The sequence below is a fragment of the Spiroplasma endosymbiont of Sarcophaga carnaria genome (assembly GCF_964019595.1).
GTDB classification, from domain to species: Bacteria; Bacillota_I; Bacilli_A; order Mycoplasmatales; family Mycoplasmataceae; genus Spiroplasma; species Spiroplasma poulsonii.
Genome location: NZ_OZ026456.1, coordinates 1,796,069 through 1,817,155 on the forward strand (window position 1 = coordinate 1,796,069; position 21,087 = coordinate 1,817,155).

Annotated in this window: 21 protein-coding genes, 2 pseudogenes and 1 riboswitch; of the genes and pseudogenes, 16 read left to right on the plus strand and 7 right to left on the minus strand. The window is 25.8% G+C overall.

Annotation, left to right across the window (positions count from 1 at the left end; genetic code table 4):
- Window positions 1–10 precede the first annotated feature (10 nt).
- From AACK91_RS10285 to AACK91_RS10295, 3 genes are all read left to right on the plus strand, one after another.
- Window positions 11–298, plus strand: a complete 288-nt coding sequence (locus AACK91_RS10285; protein ID WP_338966421.1) for a hypothetical protein — start codon at window positions 11–13, stop codon at window positions 296–298.
- Between the two features lie 220 nt (window positions 299–518).
- Window positions 519–668 (plus strand): hypothetical protein, encoded by a 150-nt coding sequence (locus AACK91_RS10290; RefSeq protein WP_338966423.1) that lies wholly within the window; start codon window positions 519–521, stop codon window positions 666–668.
- The gene (locus AACK91_RS10295; protein ID WP_338966424.1) at window positions 668–919 is read left to right on the plus strand and encodes a hypothetical protein; all 252 of its coding nucleotides are present in this window, start codon (window positions 668–670) and stop codon (window positions 917–919) included. Before AACK91_RS10290 ends, AACK91_RS10295 begins: the two co-directional genes overlap by 1 nt.
- A 452-nt stretch (window positions 920–1,371) precedes the next feature.
- Here AACK91_RS10295 and AACK91_RS10300 read toward each other — a convergent pair whose 3' ends face one another.
- From AACK91_RS10300 to AACK91_RS10310, 3 genes are all read right to left on the minus strand, one after another.
- Window positions 1,372–2,334 (minus strand): IS1/IS1595 family N-terminal zinc-binding domain-containing protein, encoded by a 963-nt coding sequence (locus AACK91_RS10300; RefSeq protein WP_338963247.1) that lies wholly within the window; start codon window positions 2,332–2,334, stop codon window positions 1,372–1,374.
- Between the two features lie 611 nt (window positions 2,335–2,945).
- Window positions 2,946–3,908 carry an IS1/IS1595 family N-terminal zinc-binding domain-containing protein gene (locus AACK91_RS10305; protein WP_338963247.1) on the minus strand — a complete coding sequence of 321 codons (963 nt, stop codon included), beginning with the start codon at window positions 3,906–3,908 and terminating at the stop codon, window positions 2,946–2,948.
- Window positions 3,909–4,005: 97 nt separating this feature from the next.
- The gene (locus AACK91_RS10310) at window positions 4,006–4,977 is read right to left on the minus strand and encodes an IS30 family transposase (RefSeq protein WP_338966425.1); all 972 of its coding nucleotides are present in this window, start codon (window positions 4,975–4,977) and stop codon (window positions 4,006–4,008) included.
- A 119-nt stretch (window positions 4,978–5,096) separates the two neighbouring features.
- Between AACK91_RS10310 and AACK91_RS10315 the strand changes: the two genes are divergently transcribed.
- Window positions 5,097–5,294, plus strand: coding sequence for a lipoprotein (locus AACK91_RS10315; protein WP_338964609.1), 198 nt, complete (start codon window positions 5,097–5,099; stop codon window positions 5,292–5,294).
- Between the two features lie 256 nt (window positions 5,295–5,550).
- Here AACK91_RS10315 and AACK91_RS10320 read toward each other — a convergent pair.
- Window positions 5,551–7,029: pseudogene (locus tag AACK91_RS10320) on the minus strand (spiroplasma phage ORF1-like family protein); the annotation flags it as partial.
- A 9-nt stretch (window positions 7,030–7,038) separates the two neighbouring features.
- Between AACK91_RS10320 and AACK91_RS10325 the strand changes: the two are divergent.
- Both AACK91_RS10325 and AACK91_RS10330 read left to right on the plus strand, forming a co-directional pair.
- Window positions 7,039–7,521 (plus strand): annotated as a pseudogene (locus tag AACK91_RS10325) (IS30 family transposase); the annotation flags it as partial.
- 240 nt (window positions 7,522–7,761) lie between these two features.
- Window positions 7,762–8,190, plus strand: a complete 429-nt coding sequence (locus tag AACK91_RS10330; protein WP_338966427.1) for a hypothetical protein — start codon at window positions 7,762–7,764, stop codon at window positions 8,188–8,190.
- 56 nt (window positions 8,191–8,246) lie between these two features.
- Here the strand turns inward: AACK91_RS10330 and AACK91_RS10335 are convergent, their stop codons facing one another.
- The gene (locus tag AACK91_RS10335; protein ID WP_338966429.1) at window positions 8,247–9,272 is read right to left on the minus strand and encodes an energy-coupled thiamine transporter ThiT; all 1,026 of its coding nucleotides are present in this window, start codon (window positions 9,270–9,272) and stop codon (window positions 8,247–8,249) included.
- An 82-nt stretch (window positions 9,273–9,354) separates the two neighbouring features.
- A riboswitch (TPP riboswitch) is annotated at window positions 9,355–9,455 on the minus strand.
- Window positions 9,456–9,539: 84 nt separating this feature from the next.
- On the opposite strand from AACK91_RS10335, the gene AACK91_RS10340 reads away from it, so the two are divergent.
- The 8 genes from AACK91_RS10340 to AACK91_RS10375 all read left to right on the plus strand — a co-directional run bounded on the left by AACK91_RS10340 (window position 9,540) and on the right by AACK91_RS10375 (window position 16,209).
- Window positions 9,540–10,238, plus strand: a complete 699-nt coding sequence (locus AACK91_RS10340; protein ID WP_338966431.1) for a hypothetical protein — start codon at window positions 9,540–9,542, stop codon at window positions 10,236–10,238.
- A gap of 62 nt (window positions 10,239–10,300) precedes the next feature.
- Window positions 10,301–11,398: a nicotinate-nucleotide adenylyltransferase gene (locus AACK91_RS10345; protein ID WP_338966433.1), complete on the plus strand. Its 1,098-nt coding sequence runs from the start codon at window positions 10,301–10,303 to the stop codon at window positions 11,396–11,398.
- A gap of 4 nt (window positions 11,399–11,402) precedes the next feature.
- Window positions 11,403–12,074: a 5'-methylthioadenosine/S-adenosylhomocysteine nucleosidase gene (gene mtnN / locus AACK91_RS10350; protein ID WP_338966435.1), complete on the plus strand. Its 672-nt coding sequence runs from the start codon at window positions 11,403–11,405 to the stop codon at window positions 12,072–12,074.
- A gap of 257 nt (window positions 12,075–12,331) precedes the next feature.
- Complete coding sequence (locus tag AACK91_RS10355) at window positions 12,332–12,718, plus strand: hypothetical protein (RefSeq protein WP_338966437.1); 387 nt, start codon at window positions 12,332–12,334, stop codon at window positions 12,716–12,718.
- A gap of 117 nt (window positions 12,719–12,835) precedes the next feature.
- A complete protein-coding gene (locus AACK91_RS10360; protein WP_338966438.1) occupies window positions 12,836–13,135 on the plus strand; it encodes a hypothetical protein in 300 nt (99 codons plus the stop codon).
- Window positions 13,136–13,617: 482 nt separating this feature from the next.
- Window positions 13,618–14,655, plus strand: coding sequence for a hypothetical protein (locus AACK91_RS10365; protein WP_338966439.1), 1,038 nt, complete (start codon window positions 13,618–13,620; stop codon window positions 14,653–14,655).
- Window positions 14,656–14,729: 74 nt separating this feature from the next.
- Window positions 14,730–15,692: an IS1/IS1595 family N-terminal zinc-binding domain-containing protein gene (locus AACK91_RS10370; protein ID WP_338963247.1), complete on the plus strand. Its 963-nt coding sequence runs from the start codon at window positions 14,730–14,732 to the stop codon at window positions 15,690–15,692.
- 154 nt (window positions 15,693–15,846) lie between these two features.
- On the plus strand, window positions 15,847–16,209 hold the full coding sequence (locus tag AACK91_RS10375; RefSeq protein ID WP_338966441.1) for a hypothetical protein: 363 nt from the start codon (window positions 15,847–15,849) through the stop codon (window positions 16,207–16,209).
- A 5-nt stretch (window positions 16,210–16,214) separates the two neighbouring features.
- On the opposite strand, the gene AACK91_RS10380 is transcribed toward AACK91_RS10375, so the two are convergent.
- Both AACK91_RS10380 and plsY read right to left on the minus strand, forming a co-directional pair.
- The gene (locus tag AACK91_RS10380; RefSeq protein WP_338963247.1) at window positions 16,215–17,177 is read right to left on the minus strand and encodes an IS1/IS1595 family N-terminal zinc-binding domain-containing protein; all 963 of its coding nucleotides are present in this window, start codon (window positions 17,175–17,177) and stop codon (window positions 16,215–16,217) included.
- Between the two features lie 115 nt (window positions 17,178–17,292).
- A complete protein-coding gene (gene plsY / locus AACK91_RS10385) occupies window positions 17,293–18,096 on the minus strand; it encodes a glycerol-3-phosphate 1-O-acyltransferase PlsY (protein ID WP_338966443.1) in 804 nt (267 codons plus the stop codon).
- Window positions 18,097–18,221: 125 nt separating this feature from the next.
- Here plsY and parE point away from each other — a divergent pair, with 125 nt between their 5' ends.
- Window positions 18,222–20,162, plus strand: coding sequence for a DNA topoisomerase IV subunit B (gene parE / locus AACK91_RS10390; RefSeq protein WP_338966444.1), 1,941 nt, complete (start codon window positions 18,222–18,224; stop codon window positions 20,160–20,162).
- 317 nt (window positions 20,163–20,479) lie between these two features.
- Window positions 20,480–21,085: a hypothetical protein gene (locus tag AACK91_RS10395; RefSeq protein ID WP_338966446.1), complete on the plus strand. Its 606-nt coding sequence runs from the start codon at window positions 20,480–20,482 to the stop codon at window positions 21,083–21,085.
- The last annotated feature ends 2 nt before the right edge of the window (window positions 21,086–21,087 follow it).

The window sequence follows — 21,087 nt, forward strand, 5'->3', positions numbered from 1 at the left end:
AGTTTATTAAATGGTTATTTTTTCATGGGTTTTAGCAATTATTTTATCTATTTTGTTATGAACAACATTATGGATTTTTCCAAATTTTTATGCAAAAACAACGAAGTATTGTTATTTACGCGTTGGAATTGCAATTTGATTAGTTATTGTTGAAGCAGATCGAATGTGAGAAATGTTAAGTCATGTTGGATGACAACATTTTTCAAATTATTTTACGTTATATTCTTGTACAATTGTTGCTTGGGCATCGTGTAAGTGAAGTGCAACAAATCAACTCAGAAAGGAGTTGATTTTTTAATGGAAAGAAAACATTATTTTATTTTACGGTCCTTAGTAACTAAGTATGGAAAAGATAATGTTATTAATACGGTAAATAATATTGTAATTAATAATGAAAAAGAAGATGAATAAATTATCCGCGTAATTTATTAGCGGTAATTTATTCAATATAGTTTATTTTGAGCGTAGCGAACACGCGAAGCGTGCCGCGAAAATTAGATTTTTAGGAGGAATAAGTTATGCCAGTTTGATTAACGACAATATTTAGTGTTGTTATTATATTAGGTATTTTTGCGTGAATTGGTTTATCAATTTATCAAAAAATTCGCCAAATTCGAGGAAAGAAAAAAGATAAAAAAGAAATTGAAAATAGGGAGGATAAGAAATAATGTTAGGTATGTATTTAACAACAGCAATTAATTTTTTAGCAGTTGGTGATAAACCTACTATTTCAGATGGAATGGGTTCTATTTGAAGTGGTTTAGGGCAAGCAATGATGGAAGTTAAAGAAGCAATTTATGATGTATTACCACAATTAATGACCTTTTTAGGTGATGCGTGAATTATTTTAATTCCATTTGGTATTTTTGTTATCATTAAGATTTTAAACTTTTTCCGTGTTATGGTTAAAGGATTTTAATATTTATTATTACTTATCATATATCTTAGCTATGGCACACTAGCTTTTATGTGAGTTGATTAAATAATTTTGTTGTTTATTTTTGTATTACACAATGTCTATAAGTTATTATTGAAATTATTAGTAATGAAATAATTGTTTTAAAGTAGGATTTAATAAAAATAAGAATATTTTTATTAAGGGTCATATTAATAGTAGTTTTGGAATATAAATTTTTATAATATTCTTTATAAATATATCTACTTTCTTTTTAAAATTTGTAGGCAGTATGTAGTGCAAAAATATCAATTTAATTATAAATGATTAATTTTATATTTTAATAACTATTATCTTTAATTTTGTCGAAAACTCTCTTTAATTTTGTCGAAAACTCTTGATGAAATAAAAAAAATCATCAATATGACAATTTGAAAACTAATTTTGTGTAAGATTATGATTTTGTTTTAAATTTTTTAAACGTTAAAATATAATACCGTTGATTGTTGGTTTGGTGTTAAACCTTTGTGTTGGTATTTTCATTTTCAGAGCTTTAAATAATTTTGAATATTAGTGAAACCCAAACCATGATAATGAATTAAGGCTTCTTTAAGACTGGATTGTAATTTACTAATCTTATTTAACTTTTGATAACTAGTATCAGGGTTTGTACTAGTTTTGGTGGAATATAGAGTAGAATTTGTTTGTTTTGCTACTAATAAATATAGTGGTTGCATATCAGAAATAATTATTGATTTTTCTTTAATTAGTTGCTTATTCATATTTTCAATAATCCATTGTTTTTGTAATCTTTTGGTATTGGTGGATTGAACAAAAATATTATTATTGCTATCAACTGCCATTTGAATACAGCATTTGGTATCAGTTGAAAATGGATCGAGATGAGTTTTTCGTTTATCAAATTTATCTTTAAAATTGCCTTTATGAATTTCTTTAATAAATGTTTCATCCATTTGGATTTGACCATTTAATTTTTTAAATTTTAACTGTGTATTTTCTAATTGTTTTGATTGCATTAATTTTTGTCGATTATATCAAGCGGTTTTTGGGGTTGTTTTAATAAAACGAGAAATTATTTTACTAGATTGTCCTAACAATGAAATTTGAATTAATAAATTTCACTGTTCATAATTTAAATGACTTCAATAAGTAAAATGATGACGAAATGCATCAAAACTAGCACGACATTTTTTACATAAATATTTTTGTTTTCCTTCGGAATTATGACCATTTTTAACACAATGAAAAGATTTGCAATTAGGACATATAATGCCTTTATCTCTAAATTTTTGATCAATTTCATTTAAACGTTTTTGTTTTTTAATTAAGTCTGCTTGTTGTTTTATTTTTTCATAAAATTCTAAAAATTGATCATCTGTTAAGCTATTTATTAATTCTGTAATTATTTTTTTCATCATTTATTTACCTCTATATATTAAAAATATACCTAATTTTAGGTATATTTTATAAATATCAAGAGTTTTCGACAAAATTAAAGACTATTATTAAAAATTAAATAGTATTTTTCAGTGTGTCAATTTTTATTATTTTATATATTTAACATTGTTAATAACATTGTTTATTAAACATTAAATAAACAATATATAGCATTATGTATAACATTGTTAATAATCGGTGTTTTTATCAATAAGTAAACAATATATAAACATTAAATATAACATTTTTTATTAAATAAATATTTAGTTAGGAGTTGATAAAATTGAGTAATTTTGTTAAGAAAAATCAAAATATAGAAAATTATTTTAATTGGAATTATGTAAAATGAAGTGCAACAAATCTTATTAGTCAAATAATACAATAAAAATCATAAAAAATCAATTATAAATTTTTAAAAATCAAAATATTTATAGTTTTTATTTTATTTTAAGGAAAATTAAGCACACTAAAAAATAATTTATTAAATTACTTCTTTAATTTTGTCGAAAACTCTTGATGAAATAAAAAAAATCATCAATATGACAATTTGAAAACTAATTTTGTGTAAGATTATGATTTTGCTTTAAATTTTTTAAACGTTAAAATATAATACCGTTGATTGTTGGTTTGGTGTTAAACCTTTGTGTTGGTATTTTCATTTTCAGAGCTTTAAATAATTTTGAATATTAGTGAAACCCAAACCATGATAATGAATTAAGGCTTCTTTAAGACTGGATTGTAATTTACTAATCTTATTTAACTTTTGATAACTAGTATCAGGGTTTGTACTAGTTTTGGTGGAATATAGAGTAGAATTTGTTTGTTTTGCTACTAATAAATATAGTGGTTGCATATCAGAAATAATTATTGATTTTTCTTTAATTAGTTGCTTATTCATATTTTCAATAATCCATTGTTTTTGTAATCTTTTGGTATTGGTGGATTGAACAAAAATATTATTATTGCTATCAACCGCCATTTGAATACAGCATTTGGTATCAGTTGAAAATGGATCGAGATGAGTTTTTCGTTTATCAAATTTATCTTTAAAATTGCCTTTATGAATTTCTTTAATAAATGTTTCATCCATTTGGATTTGACCATTTAATTTTTTAAATTTTAACTGTGTATTTTCTAATTGTTTTGATTGCATTAATTTTTGTCGATTATATCAAGCGGTTTTTGGGGTTGTTTTAATAAAACGAGAAATTATTTTACTAGATTGTCCTAACAATGAAATTTGAATTAATAAATTTCACTGTTCATAATTTAAATGACTTCAATAAGTAAAATGATGACGAAATGCATCAAAACTAGCACGACATTTTTTACATAAATATTTTTGTTTTCCTTCGGAATTATGACCATTTTTAACACAATGAAAAGATTTGCAATTAGGACATATAATGCCTTTATCTCTAAATTTTTGATCAATTTCATTTAAACGTTTTTGTTTTTTAATTAAGTCTGCTTGTTGTTTTATTTTTTCATAAAATTCTAAAAATTGATCATCTGTTAAGCTATTTATTAATTCTGTAATTATTTTTTTCATCATTTATTTACCTCTATATATTAAAAATATACCTAATTTTAGGTATATTTTATAAATATCAAGAGTTTTCGACAAAATTAAAGAATTACTTCAAATAAACCTATTTAAAATTATCTGAAAATACCTCTTTTGCTGTTTTTCAATTAAGAACAGGCCTTAATTTATCATTTATAACATTAACTACTCAATTTATTTTTTGTTGACTAACATTATTAAAATCAGTTCCCTTAGGAAATCATTGTCTAAGTTCAGAATTCATATATTCAATTAATGGTTTTTGTTGTGGTTTACCAGGGTCACAAAAATAAACTTGTGTTTCAGCAAATATTTCTAATTCTCTTCATTTACTAAATTCTTTTCCTCTATCAGTTATTATTCCTTTAATTTTCCCAAATAAATTATTACTTATAACAATATCTTTAAACTTTTCCACAACTTCATTAGCAGTATGATTTTTTAATTTCATAACAAAATAACTTTTACTATTTTGTTCAACTAAAACCAAATTACTAGATTGATGCTCTTTTCCAACTATGGTATCCATTTCAAATCAACCAACAGCAGTCTCTTTATTCTCAATATCTCATATTGATTTAAAATTAATTAATTTACCACGATTATCAAATTTTCCTTTTGTTTTATATTTTTTACCACGATGACGTAAATTCTGTTTTAAAAAACCATAAAAACCCAAACGAATTCATTTATACAATGTTTTAACACAAACAGGAAATTTAATACCAAACTTTAGAAAATAACGATTAATAAGTTGTGATGGAGAATCACGATAAACATTAAATCTTATATTAATAAAATTTAATTGTTCTTCTGTAAACTTATATCTTTTATTATTCTTTTTTCTTTTCTCACAATACATTTTATCTGACTTATAAGCACTATATTCATCAATAGTTTTAAAACGCTTAATTTCTCGCAAAATAGTACTACGATTTCTGTTCAAACATTTAGCAATCTGTGCAATATTTATTTCACCATTCTTTTTTAAAAATAATTTTGATAATAATAATTTTTCCAATTTAACCTTATCAATAAAACTTAAATGACTATACATAACATTTATATACCTTTCATTAATTTATAAATTTAATATTAAAATTATTTAATACATTATTGATATATGATAAAATTAATTATAGCATTCAAGTAATTTTAATAAAGGAGAAGTAAAATATGAAAAAGTTACTAAGTATTTTAGGAGTAATCGGATTAACAGCAACAAGTACAACAACATTAATTAGTTGTGAAAAACCAAATAATAATGAAAACGGGGGGGGGGTAATAAACCTACACCAGAACCACAACAACTACCAGAAAATAGCAAATGAACTAATATTCCTAGAACACAGGCGCCTAATAAAGAATTTTTAACTGCTACTAATAAATGATATTTTTATATAAATAAATATGAAAATAATTATATAACGACAAAATTTTATTTTGATAATAATTTTATTAATAATCAAAACACTTGATGACAACACTTAAAAAATGATTCAGATTTTATTTGAAACTATAATTTAGTATATCGTTGAAATAAAAACAATGAACCACAAATACCAGAAATTAATAAAGACACATGACTAATAATTGATTGAAAAGAATAAAAGGACTAACAAGTCCTTTTTTAAATTAATCGAACAAACTTCATAAAGATAATTAATAGGAATATATTTGTTATTGTATTATATAATGCTGGACTAAATTTTCATACCTCAAATGTTTGACTAAAAAAACTATATATTGTTTGAAATATTTTACCAACACCGCTTGCTAATTCGTTTACTTGTTTAACACCGGGAATATTATTTACAATTCAAATTGCAGCATTTTTTATATGACACGCTAAATTATATCAACTACAACTTTCATATTGGGCTTGTCATCATTGTCCATCAGGAAACAACCCGCCATTATTTATTTCTTGTCAGTTATAAATTCCAAAATTAAAATCATAATAACGGTACATATCATTTTCTTTTTGGGCTTGTAATTCAAAAACATTATAACCGATTTTTTGTTCTTCAATTTTTTTGTATTTTAAACCGTATTTATCTTTTAAAGCACCTTCAAAAATATAACCTTCATTTTGATTAATATTATAATTATTTGCAACTGAAAAATCATAATTAAATACATTACCATAATTAGTATTATAAAAACGATTTTTAAATGCTGAATACAATTTAATGTCTAATTGATTGTATTTATCAGAAAAATAAAAATAACGGGGATAAATTTTAAAACCATTATTTGCTAATAAACCATATTTTTTATTATATCCTTGTACATAAGTATCATTTTCTAAATCAAAAATGGTACGTAAATAATCTTTATAAAAATTTTGGGAAACCGTAAACATACTATTTAATAGTTTTTCAAATTGATTTTTATTAGTATTAGTTTCATCAATTAAAACATCTCTAAAATTAATCAATTTTAAACCAAAAAAATTAATTAAAACAGTATCATACTGTAAATTATCAATATAACCACTTTCAATAAAATTACTGCGATTTTGAAATAAAGGTACCAAAGCATGGGTAAAAAAGGCTTTTAAAAATTTATTAATATCAATTTGACCTTTCATCTGTTCAAAAACCATTTTACCAATATTAGGAGAATTACCTTGATAATAATTATAAGTTTCAGCACTAAAATTAAAAGTATCTTCTTTTTCTTTTATGAAAGAAAATAAAAAACCTAAATCATCAGTATACCAATAACTATTTGCATTATTACCATCCCAATATTGTTTAAAATGTGTTAATTCTAAACTACCAGCAATAATATTTTTATTTTCATCAATTGTTAAAATCATCCGATAAATTGATTTTCTAGTTAAAATAACATCAGGTTTTCAATCTAATTTTTCCATATTATTAATAATTTCAAAATCAAAAATTATTCTTTCACTACCCAAATTTGGGTCATCATAGTTTGGATTACCACCTTGCTGAATTCGGATATTTTCTTGTACAATAACATCAATATATTTAAGCAAAAAAGAACGAACATTTTGATAATATTCAGTATATAATTTTAATTTGCCATCATTATCAACAACGGGTAATTCTGGTTCACCGTTTCCATCTCAACGATATACTAAATTTGAGATATTGAGAATAAAGAGACTGCTGTTGGTTGATTTGAAATGGATACCGTAGTTGGAAAAGAGCATCAATCTAGTAATTTGGTTTTAGTTGAACAAAATAGTAAAAGTTATTTTGTTATGAAATTAAAAAATCATACTGCTAATGAAGTTGTGGAAAAGTTTAAAGATATTGTTATAAGTAATAATTTATTTGGGAAAATTAAAGGAATAATAACTGATAGAGGAAAAGAATTTAGTAAATGAAGAGAATTAGAAATATTTGCTGAAACACAAGTTTATTTTTGTGACCCTGGTAAACCACAACAAAAACCATTAATTGAATATATGAATTCTGAACTTAGACAATGATTTCCTAAGGGAACTGATTTTAATAATGTTAGTCAACAAAAAATAAATTGAGTAGTTAATGTTATAAATGATAAATTAAGGCCTGTTCTTAATTGAAAAACAGCAAAAGAGGTATTTTCAGATAATTTTAAATAGGTTTATTTGAAGTAATTTAATAAATTATTTTTTAGTGTGCTTAATTTTCCTTAAAATAAAATAAAAACTATAAATATTTTGATTTTTAAAAATTTATAATTGATTTTTTATGATTTTTATTGTATTATTTGACTAATAAGATTTTTTGCACTTCATTTTACATAATTCCTTGAGTAGCATTAATAATGTTATTTTATCCAAATAAAATCTTTTTAGATTGTTTTTTTTCCATTAGGAATTATGGGACCAATTTTAACATTAATTTTTCCAAGTAAACAACCAACATTGTTAGAATGAAGTTATTATGTTTTTTATTTTGGTCATACTTTTACTTTATTTGGTTTTATGTATGTTTATTTATATGGATTAACAAATTATCAGTTTTCACGAAAAGCAATTCAAACTAGTTTTATCACCGGAATTATTGTTATTGTTACTGTTGAATTATTTAACCAATATTTTGGTGAAAATTATATTGTTGGTGATATTGCATGAGCATTAGGATTAAAAGATTTAGCACGACAATGACAGTTCTTAATTAGTTTTATTTTAGGAATCCCAATCATTAGATTAGGACTATTACTAATTTATTTATTTAAACCAATTTATCACCACCAAACAAAAATTAGGGTACATGATACATGATGAGAATTATTATTAAAAAAATAAAACTGCATCATAACAAAAAAACCAGGGAAGAAAACACCTAGTTTTTATTAAAGGTTTTAACCTTCATATTTTAAATAACGTTGTCAAAAGACGGGAGCTAAGCTCCGTAATGCAAGTGGAATGACAATTTGCATAATTGGATAAGTAAAAATAAAACTATGAATAAAGTTATAAACAATTGAATATAATCAATTTGTATAATCAGGTCAAACCGAATCAGGGAATAACGTTGTTCAAATTAAAGCTCCCACTAAAACTTGTGAGACATAAATCAAACTAATAATGCTAAAACAAATAATAATATAATTGATATATGTAATATATTTTTTATCATTATTAACTTTAAAACGCATAAATCCAGCAATCATTGGCACAATCATTGGAATGAAATAATCTAGTAAATATGATCAGGGTGAAACAATAAATCCTGATGGAATAAATAACAAGGACATTAATGCGCTAATTGCTCCCGTAATAAATCCAGCTAAAGCTGAATGAATAAAAGCAATGATTGTTAGGGGAATATATTTTAATGCAATACTGCCACCATGTGGTAAATTTGGAAGCATAGTTTCTAAAAACGCTAAGACAAGGGTTACAGCAGCAAACATTGCAATAATCACAAAATCAAATGTTTTTCATTTTCAAATTCCTAAATTAATTAAAAATCGTTTTTTCTTGCTTGCTTTTGCAAAAAGAACATCACTAATCTTAACTTCATAACTATAAATAATAATATTACTAATTAAATTAATAATATTAAGACTAATAAAATTTAAAATAATAAATTGCATTTTATAATTAATATATTCCTCATAGGTTGTTAATCAAGTACTAATCGTATATATAATACTAAACATTAAACCAAAGACACAAATTGCAATAAAAAAAACTCATAGACTTTTAAAGTTTTGATCATGTTCTAAATGCAAAATTGTGCTTAATGTTGTTAGTGGTAAAACACTGAGCGTGATTAAAAAACCTAAATATAAACCAATTGGAATAAAAATTGTTAACTTATTGTATCATAAAACAATTCGTTGTTGTTTTACAGTACATTTAAAAATTGGTTTTTGCTCCATATATAAAAAAATCTCCTTACACAAATAACTTTATAATTAACATCTGTGAAAATGAGGATCAAACTAAATTTATTAAATTAATAAATAATGAATTTGAACTCCCTCCGCTAGTTTTAACTAGATCAGGTTCTAAGAGTATTTCTCAAACTTATTAGAAATAATAAGCTACCTCTGTCAATTATATTATTATCATAACATTGTGAGAAAAAACTGCAAGAAATTTTGGAATTTATTATATAATATATAGTAGAAGTTAGAGGAAGAGATATGTTTAAGTGATTTAAAAGAAAGAAAAAACAGGATATAATCGTTAATTTAGCTGCAGCTAGTAGTTTTGATGATGACATTGAAGCAGCAAGCGGCATTGATTTTAGAGAAAGCTTTGTTGCATCAACACCAACCGCGGTAGTGATGGAAGATAATTTAGAACCCAGCATCAAACCAAATGTTGATCAAAAAAATGTTAAAAATATTCATAATCTTGTTCAAAATGCACGTAGTCAAATAAATAAATATAAAGAAGAAAACAATGTTAATGAACATGAAAACTTATTAGAACGATTAGAACGTTTAAAAAACCTTCGTGATAGTTCACAATCAAAACCAAGTGAATTTCAACAAATGTTAAATCAAATTAAAGAACGTAATTTTAATGACCGGATGGCTTATATTATGGATCGAATTAAAGTTTCACATCGAGATGATAATAAATTGGAATTAAATCAGAATGGTGAACCAAAAGAAAAAACAAGATCAAAGCAAGCAAAAAAAGATAATATTGCAATTACTGGTAATAAAAAAGAAATTACTAAAATTAAACAAAAATTAGCCCAAGAAGATTATGCTGTTGTAAAGCAAAATAATGATTTTACGATTACATTATCCGTTGAACAATTTCAACATATTGTTCGTGATACTGTTGAAGATGTTTTGGTTGATTTAGGAATTAAAAATAAAGATGAATAATTATTCTTTCTTTTTCATTTTGGGTAAAGTTAACAAAAAAATAAGTGATGGGGGCAACGATAATGAAAATAGCGTTATTTGGGGGTAGTTTTGATCCATTTCATACCGATCATTTGGCTATGATTAAATTAGTTAAAGCTAAAACAGACATTGATCAAGTGTGAATTATTCCAACAAATCAAAATCCTTTTAAAACACGAAAATTATCTCCTGTTAGCGACCGATTAGCAGTGATTAAATTAGTAGTTAGCAAACTATCATATGTTAAAATTAATTTAATTGAATTAGAAAATACAAAACCTAGTACAACTTATAATACTGTTTTAAAGTTACACCAGCAATTTCCAACGTATCAGTTTTATTTTATGATTGGTTCAGATCAATTACAAACGTTAGGAAAATGGAATAATATTGCTGAATTAATAAAAATGCAAACATTTATCATTTTTCAACGAAATGAGCAAATTAAACAAACTATTTTACAACAATATCAAGCACTTTTGATTCCTTTTACTAATAATTTGCATTTATCTTCAACAATGTTACGGGAAGGAGAAAAGGTTGCTTTACAGTTACCAGCAATTACAAATTATATTAATAATAATTTATTATATTTGCCAGAACGATTAGGACAAAAGATGGATCCTGAACGTTATCAACATTGTTTAAATGTTGGTAAAAAAGCACAAGAATTAGCATTACGATATGGGTTAGATCCTCACAAAGCGTTAATTGCCGGAACTTATCATGACATTACAAAACAGTGACCAAAAGAGAAACAAGAAGCTTATTTAGAAAAATATTTACCAAGTTTTTTAACAGAACCAGTTCCAACTTGACATTCGTATACAGGATATTGTTATTTAAAATATGATCTTCTTTTTACCGATAAAGAAATTTTGTCCGCAATAAAATGACATACCGTTGGTCATCCTCAAATGACTTTATTTGAAATGATAATTTTTATTGCGGATAAAATTAGTGCGGAACGAAATTATCCTGGTGTTGAAAGTTATCGCGCTTTAGCACAACAAGACTTAACAAAAGCATTTCAAGCATTATTAACAATGCAATTTGACCGTGCCGTAATGCAAACTGGTCTTGCTCATTTAGGAAGAAAACTTAAATTAACTTATCAAGAATGAAAGCGAGGAAAATAATCTAATGAATTTAGTTATTAGTGCGATGGAAGCTGAATTAGTTTCAACAATAACAGCCTTACAGCCAACTGAAATTATTAAATATGATAATATTAAATTGTATCAAAAAGGAACATGGTTATTTGCAATTAGTAAAATTGGCTTAGTTAATGCGGCGATGAGTTTAACAACCTTAATTAATGATTATGCTATTAAAACAATTTATAATGTTGGTACGGTGGGGAGCTTAAAAAAAACAATGCCACTGTTAACGATTTTGTTGATTTCCGAAGCATATTATACTTTTGCTGATACACAAGCATTTGGATATGCAATTGGTCAAATTCCTGGTGAAGTAAGTAGTTATCAAAGTGATCAAACGTTATTAACGTTAGCTAAAACAAAAATATTAGATCCTCAGCAAGCTGTTTTGGGAAGCAGTGATATTTTTATCGATAAAGCAGAATATTTTAACCATATTAAAACAAAATTTAAAGACAAAATTGATGTTGTTGATATGGAAGGGGTTGCTTTTTTTCAAGTTGCAGCAAAGCATCATTTACCAATGATTAGCATTAAAATTGTTAGTGATTATTTGGAATTAAATGGCGATAGTGCAAATAGCCAATTTGAAAAAAATTTACCCCATGCTAGTCTGTTAATTCGTGATGTAATTATGAAATTTTTAAAAGATTAAACAATAGTAAGAAAAAGAGTTGTTTTTGATAAAAATGTCAAACAAAAGAAGACCTTCTGAAAAGATGTCATAGATATATAATTCTTAACAATAACCTATAAATGGAAAAATTTTTAATTTTTTATGGAAAAATATTTGAATTATATTTTTTATTAATATAATTAAACTATGGTTTTAATAATTTACTTCTTCCTTAGGGGTCTTATATATTCTCGATATTAAAAGGGTGGGTGGAGTAAAAGGAAGTATCAAAAAATATGAAATCACTATTAATTATTTTATCATCTTTAACAATTGGGACATCAGGAATATTAGCAACTGTACAATCTGGCACAGAAAATAAAAGCCATGAAGTACAAAAAACAAAGCTTGATCTTTCAACTGTTGATTGAAATAGCGTTAAAAATTATTTTACTTCAAAAGATTCAAGTTCATATAGTCAACTTAGTCTAAAAAATAATTCAACAAATAACTCAGAAGAAATGCTTAAAAAAGCACAAGAAAAGTCAATTGAATTTATTGATATTATTAAAGGTAAAAACCTAACATTTGATCAATTCCTTCAGGAAATTGATAAAAAAGCACAAGCTTTTGGTGAAAAAGATAATTATAAAACTCCAAGTAATATAAATGTTACATCATAATTTAACAACACTTTATTAAATAGAAATAATTATTTTTATAGTAATTCTAATAATAATCAGAAAATTAATAATCTAAATGATGCTAAAAAAGCTTTAGATCAATTTGACAAAGATTTAATGATTTCACAAAATACTTTATCAACGCTTGCTGTAATTGCTGGTGCTGCTGCCGCTGGTTTTTGAGCTGCGGCATGATGGTTCGGAATTAGCATTCCTTGAGCTATTGCTGCTACTGTTATTTCAGCTAGTTTAGGTGTTGCTGCTGCTGGAATTGGATTTTACCGTAGTAAAACAAATTTAAATCCAGGAATACTTTCTTCTGCGGGTTGAGTATGAAATATTCGAACACTTGCATCATCTTTCAAAGAAATTGTGTATCCAGTTTTAATTGCATCAGAAACAACAGTAACAGCATAATCACGAGCTGTCCCAGCTGCTTTGGCAGCGATAGGAGATAGGAGCTATTGCTGTTATCTATGCATGAGTATCAGGATTTATTAACCTGTAATAAATTTAAAAACAATTAACTATAAATTAAATATTCTAAACTAAAACTAAATTGCCTGTAAAATAATTTACAGGCAATTTTAATTGGATTTAATCTAACAGTAAGGTTTAGAAATTTTTTACGAAATCAGGAATTTAAAATTTTATCTTAACAAAATAAGGTTTTCACTTGCTTTTTTTACAATTTACATAATAAAAAAGAAAAAGTATATTACTTTTTGGAGGAAATAATTGTTAATTTAAGTGGGACTTTTGGGGCAACTCTTGTTAGCTGTGCTAATCATGAAATCCCACCCGATGACAATAACGGGAGCTTTAAGGATATTGAAATTTTAGATCAAATTTCAAAACGGGCAAATGATGCTTTTTTAGAATATTAACAAAACAGTTCAATGCTTGATACTAATGATTACTCTGAAGTTGATTTTGATAAATTATATCCATTAGTTAGTGAAGATTCACCAGCAAAAATTTTAGACAAAAACACCCCAGATGTTACACCTGTCTTAAATATTTTAGATACAAAGTTTAATGCTATTTTTAATAACATTAATAATGCTATTATTAATGATTACTTAAACTATTATGTTGATTCAAAACCATTAACATTATTAGATGATTCAAGTTATACTTTAAATTATATTGACCTTGCAACATTAGGAAAAATTAATGGTGAAACTGATTTAGATGGTTTAAAAGCAGGCCGAATTGACTTTAAGTTTCGCTTTCAAGTACAGTTTAAAACATATGTGATGACGTCTGATTATGTTATTCAATATACCATTTCCAATGATATTGCTAAAATAAAAAAATTACAAAGTGGAATTGTCTCAAAATTATTAAAAGTTATTGTTCGTTTTTTTAATGAAAAAGGAAAAATTATTTTAGATAAAACCCCAGAATTTACTAGTTTATATGATAATTTTTATATTAATTATTCAAAACGTCATGATGATTTAGACAATATTGTGCAAAGAGAGTTAACAACCTTAATTAATAATGACCCTGAATTAGCAAATATTAAAAAATATGTTACATGAAATACAGACCAAGAATTATTGTTATTACAAACGGGAGCTTTAAATGATGTTACAAGTGGGGTTGCTGTTCCTTCCCGACCAGAAAACACAGCTTATGTTTGAGCGGGAGAGGGACCTTTTAATGCAAGTAAAGTTACCGCTGATACCTTTTATCAATTTTTGATGAAATTATTAAATGTCTTTAATATTAGTGGTAATGATTTACAATTAGCTAGTTTTACTGTTAATTTATCAAAAATAACAGTTGCTGGTTTAACGTTAAATGGTGTAATTGAAGGTGGTGCTGGAAAACCACTGGAAGTTCTTGTTGCAATTTCAAAAGAAGGCTTAAAAACAAAATTAATGAATTATAGTCAAATTGTTGTGAAATTTTTTGAAACATATCTTTAATTTTGTCGAAAACTCTTGATATTTATAAAATATACCTAAAATTAGGTATATTTTTAATATATGGAGGTAAATAAATGATGAAAAAAATAATTACAGAATTAATAAATAGCTTAACAGATGATCAATTTTTAGAATTTTATGAAAAAATAAAACAACAAGCAGACTTAATTAAAAAACAAAAACGTTTAAATGAAATTGATCAAAAATTTAGAGATAAAGGCATTATATGTCCTAATTGCAAATCTTTTCATTGTGTTAAAAATGGTCATAATTCCGAAGGAAAACAAAAATATTTATGTAAAAAATGTCGTGCTAGTTTTGATGCATTTCGTCATCATTTTACTTATTGAAGTCATTTAAATTATGAACAGTGAAATTTATTAATTCAAATTTCATTGTTAGGACAATCTAGTAAAATAATTTCTCGTTTTATTAAAACAACCCCAAAAACCGCTTGATATAATCGACAAAAATTAATGCAATCAAAACAATTAGAAAATACACAGTTAAAATTTAAAAAATTAAATGGTCAAATCCAAATGGATGAAACATTTATTAAAGAAATTCATAAAGGCAATTTTAAAGATAAATTTGATAAACGAAAAACTCATCTCGATCCATTTTCAACTGATACCAAATGCTGTATTCAAATGGCAGTTGATAGCAATAATAATATTTTTGTTCAATCCACCAATACCAAAAGATTACAAAAACAATGGATTATTGAAAATATGAATAAGCAACTAATTAAAGAAAAATCAATAATTATTTCTGATATGCAACCACTATATTTATTAGTAGCAAAACAAACAAATTCTACTCTATATTCCACCAAAACTAGTACAAACCCTGATACTAGTTATCAAAAGTTAAATAAGATTAGTAAATTACAATCCAGTCTTAAAGAAGCCTTAATTCATTATCATGGTTTGGGTTTCACTAATATTCAAAATTATTTAAAGCTCTGAAAATGAAAATACCAACACAAAGGTTTAACACCAAACCAACAATCAACGGTATTATATTTTAACGTTTAAAAAATTTAAAGCAAAATCATAATCTTACACAAAATTAGTTTTCAAATTGTCATATTGATGATTTTTTTTATTTCATCAAGAGTTTTCGACAAAATTAAAGAAACATATCAGATTGAAGTATATTCTGATCATCAAATTATTCATATCCCAAGTAGTGTTTTTGATCAAATGAAACGGTTTAAATAATTTTCAAGTCCCAAAAAGTTTATTTACGCTTTTTAGTAATGCGGATAATGCAAGAATAATCCCTGATTTTAGTTTATTTTCTTTTAAACAAGAAGCAGGATGATATAATAGCAATTGAGATTATAATGGTAGTGATAAAATTAATGCTAATGGAGGAGGCTATGATGGAACTTTTATTTTTGGTAAAGCAAGATTCCATTATACACCATTTTATCATTATGGGGATAAAACTTCTACTTTAATTTTGTCGAAAACTCTTGATGAAATAAAAAAAATCATCAATATGACAATTTGAAAACTAATTTTGTGTAAGATTATGATTTTGCTTTAAATTTTTTAAACGTTAAAATATAATACCGTTGATTGTTGGTTTGGTGTTAAACCTTTGTGTTGGTATTTTCATTTTCAGAGCTTTAAATAATTTTGAATATTAGTGAAACCCAAACCATGATAATGAATTAAGGCTTCTTTAAGACTGGATTGTAATTTACTAATCTTATTTAACTTTTGATAACTAGTATCAGGGTTTGTACTAGTTTTGGTGGAATATAGAGTAGAATTTGTTTGTTTTGCTACTAATAAATATAGTGGTTGCATATCAGAAATAATTATTGATTTTTCTTTAATTAGTTGCTTATTCATATTTTCAATAATCCATTGTTTTTGTAATCTTTTGGTATTGGTGGATTGAACAAAAATATTATTATTGCTATCAACCGCCATTTGAATACAGCATTTGGTATCAGTTGAAAATGGATCGAGATGAGTTTTTCGTTTATCAAATTTATCTTTAAAATTGCCTTTATGAATTTCTTTAATAAATGTTTCATCCATTTGGATTTGACCATTTAATTTTTTAAATTTTAACTGTGTATTTTCTAATTGTTTTGATTGCATTAATTTTTGTCGATTATATCAAGCGGTTTTTGGGGTTGTTTTAATAAAACGAGAAATTATTTTACTAGATTGTCCTAACAATGAAATTTGAATTAATAAATTTCACTGTTCATAATTTAAATGACTTCAATAAGTAAAATGATGACGAAATGCATCAAAACTAGCACGACATTTTTTACATAAATATTTTTGTTTTCCTTCGGAATTATGACCATTTTTAACACAATGAAAAGATTTGCAATTAGGACATATAATGCCTTTATCTCTAAATTTTTGATCAATTTCATTTAAACGTTTTTGTTTTTTAATTAAGTCTGCTTGTTGTTTTATTTTTTCATAAAATTCTAAAAATTGATCATCTGTTAAGCTATTTATTAATTCTGTAATTATTTTTTTCATCATTTATTTACCTCTATATATTAAAAATATACCTAATTTTAGGTATATTTTATAAATATCAAGAGTTTTCGACAAAATTAAAGAACTTCTATTCAAAAAAAATAATTAATATAAATTATTAATTATTTTTTTTAACCGCATTATTTTTAGGATTGGTTGTAATATTTCCGGTTGCTAAATCAGATTTTCCTTTAAAATCATAAGGTTTTTCAGTTCCTTTAAATAAACGAACAATATTTTGATGGTGTTTAAAAATTAAGAAAATCGCACTTAAAGTAATAACAATATTAATTAATGCTAAACTATCATAATAATTATTATAATTAACATAATGTAAGTAATTCATTCAAACAACATGTGAGTTTTGTAGTAAATCACCATTAAAATTAATAACATTAATTCCGCTTAATTGAGGAATTCAACATAAAGCACCGGTAAATAAAGCCGCTAAAATTGAAGAAACAGAAACACATTTTCAAATAAAGATTGTAGTTCATCAGACGATAGTTGCAATTAAAAAATAGTAGGGATTAGCCATCCATAATAGTCCTAAAAAAGAAGAAACTGTTTTTCCCCCTTTAAACTTATAATAAATTGGATAAGAATGTCCAATTAAGACAAAGAAAGCTGGAAAATAATAACTAGTTGAACCAAAATTAACACCGTTAATATTAATACAACTAATCCCAAACGCAATAAACATTGTTATTGTTACTTTTAGCATGTCCAAAAACATAATACCAAAACTTCATTTTTTCCCTAAGACACGACCAGTATTTGTGGCTCCAGCATTTTTTGAATGATATTCTCGAACGTCAATTTTATAAAGGGTTTTACTAATAAAAATGGATCAACTAAAAGACCCAATTAAGTACCCAATGATTGCAGCAATTACTGTTCCTACATATCCGTATAATGTCATTTCGTCACCCCTCTTTTACTATTATATAGTATATTAGAAATAATTTTGTAAATAATTGTAAATAAAACTAGTATAATATATAATAGTTATAGTGAAAAATTAGAATTAAAAGGAATGATTAAAATATGAGTACAGAAAATAAAACTTTAAAATATGATGAATCATCAATTCAAATTCTAGAAGGATTAGATGCAGTTCGTAAGCGTCCGGGAATGTATATTGGGTCAACTGATGTGCGGGGGTTACATCATTTAGTTTGAGAAATTGTTGATAACTCAATTGATGAAGCATTAGCAGGGTATTGTACCGAAATTAATGTTACTATTCATAAAAATAATGCCGTTACCGTTCATGATAATGGGCGTGGTGTGCCAACAGGAAAACATACTTCGGGAAAATCAACCCCAGAAATTATTTTTTCAGTTCTGCATGCTGGAGGAAAATTTGGTGGTGATGGGTATAAAACATCGGGAGGATTACATGGTGTTGGTTCTTCTGTTGTTAATGCCTTATCATCAGTTTTTGATGTTAAAATTTATCGTGATAAAAAAATTTGACACATTAAATTTGGTAATGGTGGGCAAGTAAAACAACCATTAACAGAAATTGGAACAACAAATGAAACAGGAACAACTATCACTTTTTTACCTGATTCAAAAATTTTTAAAGTAATTGATTTTTCATTTACAACCATTTCAGAACGAATTCGTGAATCAGCATTTTTAAATAGTGGTGTTAAAATTACATTAACAGATGAACGTGCTGATAAAACAGTTGAGTATCTATTTAATAATGGGTTAGAAGAATTTATTACTTATATGAATGAGGGGAAAAAAAGCATTACCCCAATTGTAATGATGAAAGGCCTTGAAAAAGAAATTGAAGTTGAAGTTGCTTTACAATATTCAACTGAATTTAATGAAAATTTACTTAGTTTTGCTAACAATGTTAAAACAAGTGAAGGAGGAAGCCATGTTGTTGGGTTCCGTAGTGGTTTAACAAAGGTTATTAATGATTATGCGCGAAAAGAAGGATTATTAAAAGAAAATGATAAAAACTTAGATTCAACTGATACGCGAGAAGGTTTAACAGCAATTATTTCGGTAAAAGTTCCAGAAAGTTTAATTCAATATGAAGGACAAACAAAAGGGAAATTAGGGACTTATGGTGCTCGAGCAGCAGTAGAAATAATTGTCACAAAACAATTTGGGTTTTGATTAACAGAAAATAAAACAAGTGCTTATGCTATTATTGAAAAAGCGTTATTAGCACGGAATGTTCGTGAAGAAGCTCGTAAAGCCAGGGAAGCGGCACGAAATAATAAAAAACGAGGAAATAGTGACCGATTATTAACTGGAAAATTAACACCAGCCCAAAACCGCAATAAATTAAATAATGAAATCTTTTTAGTGGAAGGGGACTCAGCGGGAGGAAGTGCTAAATTAGGGCGTGACCGTCGCTTTCAAGCAATTTTACCATTACGTGGAAAAGTAATTAATGCTGAAAAAGCAAAATTACAAGACTTAATGAATAATGAAGAAATTAATGTAATGATTAATGCAATTGGTGCTGGAGTTGGAAATGCCTTTGACATTGAAGATGCCAATTATGGAAAAGTAATTATTATGACTGATGCTGATACTGATGGAGCGCATATTCAAACCTTATTATTAACATTCTTTTATCGCTATATGCGCCCATTAATTGAAAATCATCGGGTTTATATTGCGTTGCCACCACTATTTAAAATCTTAAATACTAAGAATAAAAGAATTGATTATGCTTGAGATGAAAATGAACTAAGAATAAAATTAAACACCTTAAAAGATAAGTTTGAATTACAACGCTACAAGGGCTTAGGGGAAATGAATGCTGAGCAATTGTGAGAAACAACAATGGACCCTGAAACACGCCAATTAATTTTAGTAACAATTGATGATGCTCTTATGGCAGAACGACGAATTGTAACTTTAATGGGTGATGATGCTAGAAAACGAAAAAACTGAATTGATGAAAATGTTAAGTTTACGTTAGAAGATGATTTTCAAACAATTATTAATCAATAAAGGTTATGATGTTACTACCGGCAATTAAAACATTAATTACTGATTTAAATTAAACGAATGTAAAACTTAGCCAATATCAAAATTTTCAGTTATTAATTATTAACCTTAAAGAAAAAGAAGATATTATCACATTAGAATTATTAACATCAAATAATAGTGGTGATAGCGATTATCAAGTTGTTAATGCAATTGACATCGCATCTGATGATCACGACACGTTAACTTGATGTTATGCAAGCTTAGATTTAACAAAACAACAAACAATAACAAAAGAAGCCTTTTGAACTAAAGTTACTGAACAACAACAAAAACTTTATGTGTTAGAGGAAAGTAGTGGCATCTATGTCTTAACAAAGAAAGGCGTTAATTTTTTTAAAGATACTACGATTGAAGAGGAATTAAATTACTATAATTATAATATTTTAACAATCTTAATATCATTACGAAAGATTAATGATGCTCCTAATTTAGAACCAAGAAAAGAGTATGGGCAAATAAACTTTATTGCAGAAATTAAGAAGAATTTAATAATAATGAAAACAACAAGTTATAAATTAATGTTAATTGAGGGTTGCCTTGTTTATCAATGTGAAGTTGATTGGACAGCACAAAAGGGTAATTATTTAATTAAAACAAATGCTACCATTTATGATCAAACTAACTTTGTAATGACAAACAATGAAAAAATGCTATCCCAATTGTTCGATTTAACGAGGTTAATGAATATGGTTAATGAACGAACATTAGAATATTATCGAACATTATTATTGTTGAAACATCAACAACAACTATTTGTTTATGATAAACAATCAGATTGTTGAACCTTAACAATCCTAGGGCAGAAATTATTTTATCAAATTGATTATCCAAAATTTGTCATTAATCCCAATATGATGAAATTTAAGTTAGAGAAAGGAATATAAAA